1 protein-coding gene is annotated in these 2,145 nt (G+C 66.6%); it reads right to left on the bottom strand.

All coding sequences use genetic code 11. The annotated features are described in order from the left end of the window. Positions 1-167 precede the first annotated feature (167 nt). Complete coding sequence (gene ltrA / locus ACGWYJ_RS38735) at positions 168-1,484, bottom strand: group II intron reverse transcriptase/maturase (protein ID WP_395111671.1); 1,317 nt, start codon at positions 1,482-1,484, stop codon at positions 168-170. Between the last annotated feature and the right edge of the window lie 661 nt (positions 1,485-2,145).

The raw sequence follows: 2,145 nt of genomic DNA, 5'->3' as shown, positions 1-2,145 counted from the left end.
TGGAGGGTCGGGAGCTGGCGCGGTGGCCTGTCCAGGTGGTAGGGCTCGGGGCCTGTCTTCCGCCGGTTTCCCGGACGGCTGTGCCCTCCCCGATGACCGTGACCAGGTGTGCTCCGTTTCCAGCTCCCGCCACTTCGAACCGTGCGTGCGGTTCTCCCGCACACGGCTCACCGACGTCGTTCACCGGCGGCATTCGGTTTGTCCCGCCAGGGCTTGCCCGCCCTGGGTGCGACGGTGATTCCATACAAGTCGATCAGACCGAGATCGACCGGCCGGGAGTTGATCAATACCTGCCAGCCGAACATCATGCTGCGGCGGTGGCGTCGGCGCATGAACTGCGCCAGCCGCCACTGCGCATATCGCCTGATCTTGCTGAGGCGCTGAGCCGAATGCCCATAACGAAAATAGGCGGCCCAGCCCCGCAGAAAGGCGTTCAGCCTCTCCACGATCGCCTCCGGCCGCAGCAGCATCCAGCGCCGACAGGTGATCTCTCTGATCCTGTCGCGGGCATGCTGCATGGCCTTGTCCGCAGGCCAGCGAGCCAGGAACGTCACCTTCGGTTTGCCCCGGTCGCCCCGCGAGCGCACCAGCCGATGGTGAAAGCCGAGAAAATCAAAGCCGTCACCACCAACCTGAAGGCCGATGATGCGGGTCTTGGCCGCCTTCGGCTGCAACCCCAGGTCGGCCAGCAGTTCGACCAAACGGGCCAGCGCCCGCTCGGCCTGGCCGCGCGACCAGCACATCACGACCACATCGTCGGCGAACCGCACCAGCGCCCCGTCACCGTCGTCCCATGCCCGATCCAATCGGTGCAGGTAGACGTTGCAGAGCAATGGTGACACCGGACCGCCCTGCGGGGTTCCGGTGATCTCTCGCCGCACCTGCCCGTCGGCCATCACTCCCGCCCGCAGGATCGCGCGCAGCAGCTTGAGCACGGACTGGTCGCAGACCCGTTCCTCGATCGCCTGCATCAACTCCTGGTGACCGATCGCCGAGAAGCAATCGGCGATGTCGGTCTCGACCACCCACCGCCGTCCCCGGAAGCACTCATCGATGAGCACTTGCAGGGCATCGTGCGCCGACCGCTTCGGGCGGAACCCGAACGAGCAGTCGGCCATGTCGGCCTCGAAGACCGGCTCGAGCACGATCTTCAACGCGGCCTGCACGATGCGGTCACGAACAACGGGAATCGACAGCGGCCGGTATTGATCCTTCAGCCCAGGCTTGGGGATCAGCACCCTCCGCGCCGGCGACGGCCGATACCGCCGCTCCCGCAACTCGGCGGCCACTTCGCCAAGGAGCCGGTCGACTCCGTACTCCTCGACCATGGCCAAAGTGGTCTTGTCGATGCCAGGTGCGCCGTTGTTGTTGCGCACCGCAACCCACGCGCGCTGCAGCACGTCTCTGCGGCAGACCTTGTCCGACAGCGCGTGGAATCTCCGCCCGGGATCGGCCTTGGCCGCCCGGTAAAGCGCATGCTGCATGGCACGGACCCGATCACGCGGAACACGTGATCGCTTCGCGGCGGGACTAGCCTGACCGGCACTCACCGGGCCCCTCCATCACAGTCACTGCGCACCGACGAAGCAGCGGCCCTTCCCTCACCGCCGGTTCTGTTGTCCGGTCGGCTCAAGCAGTACTACGGCCGCTTCCGACGCCCACCCGGCACCCACCCATTTCCCGAGGTCATCGGTTATAAGGCACGCCACTCCGGCGACAAACAACTTCCGCAGGTCACCGGGCCGGGGAGGGCCTCCCCAGTTCCCGCCGCCACTCTCGGTACGTTCCGCGCCCCATACGCCGGGGAGTTCCTGACGGCTGCGCCTCCAGGCTCTTCACCGCGTCCCTGGCCTTCGCCCCGATTTCGAGAGGCTCGGCACTCCCTTGTCCCACCCGACCGGGCGGGCTGAGTAACGACGCCGCAGGCTTCGCTTCATGCTACGGACCGCACCGTCGCTCCCCCATAAAAGGGCTTGTGACGCTGGGCTTCGACCCCGCCCGTTTCCAGACGAAACCGCCAGCCTGCTACCGGGCCTCCTGGCAGCTACCCGGACCGGACTTCCACCGGCAAGCGACGACGAGCTTTGCGAACAACAAGATCCACCGCTACAACACGGCTTCACCTCCTGCTCTGCTGGGCGCACG

Origin of the sequence: Actinomadura sp. SCN-SB, from assembly GCF_043906805.1 — a bacterium.
Lineage (GTDB): Bacteria > Actinomycetota > Actinomycetes > Streptosporangiales > Streptosporangiaceae > Spirillospora.
Note: the sequence above shows the minus strand (reverse complement) of the source record. Positions and strands in the feature narration are given on the sequence as shown.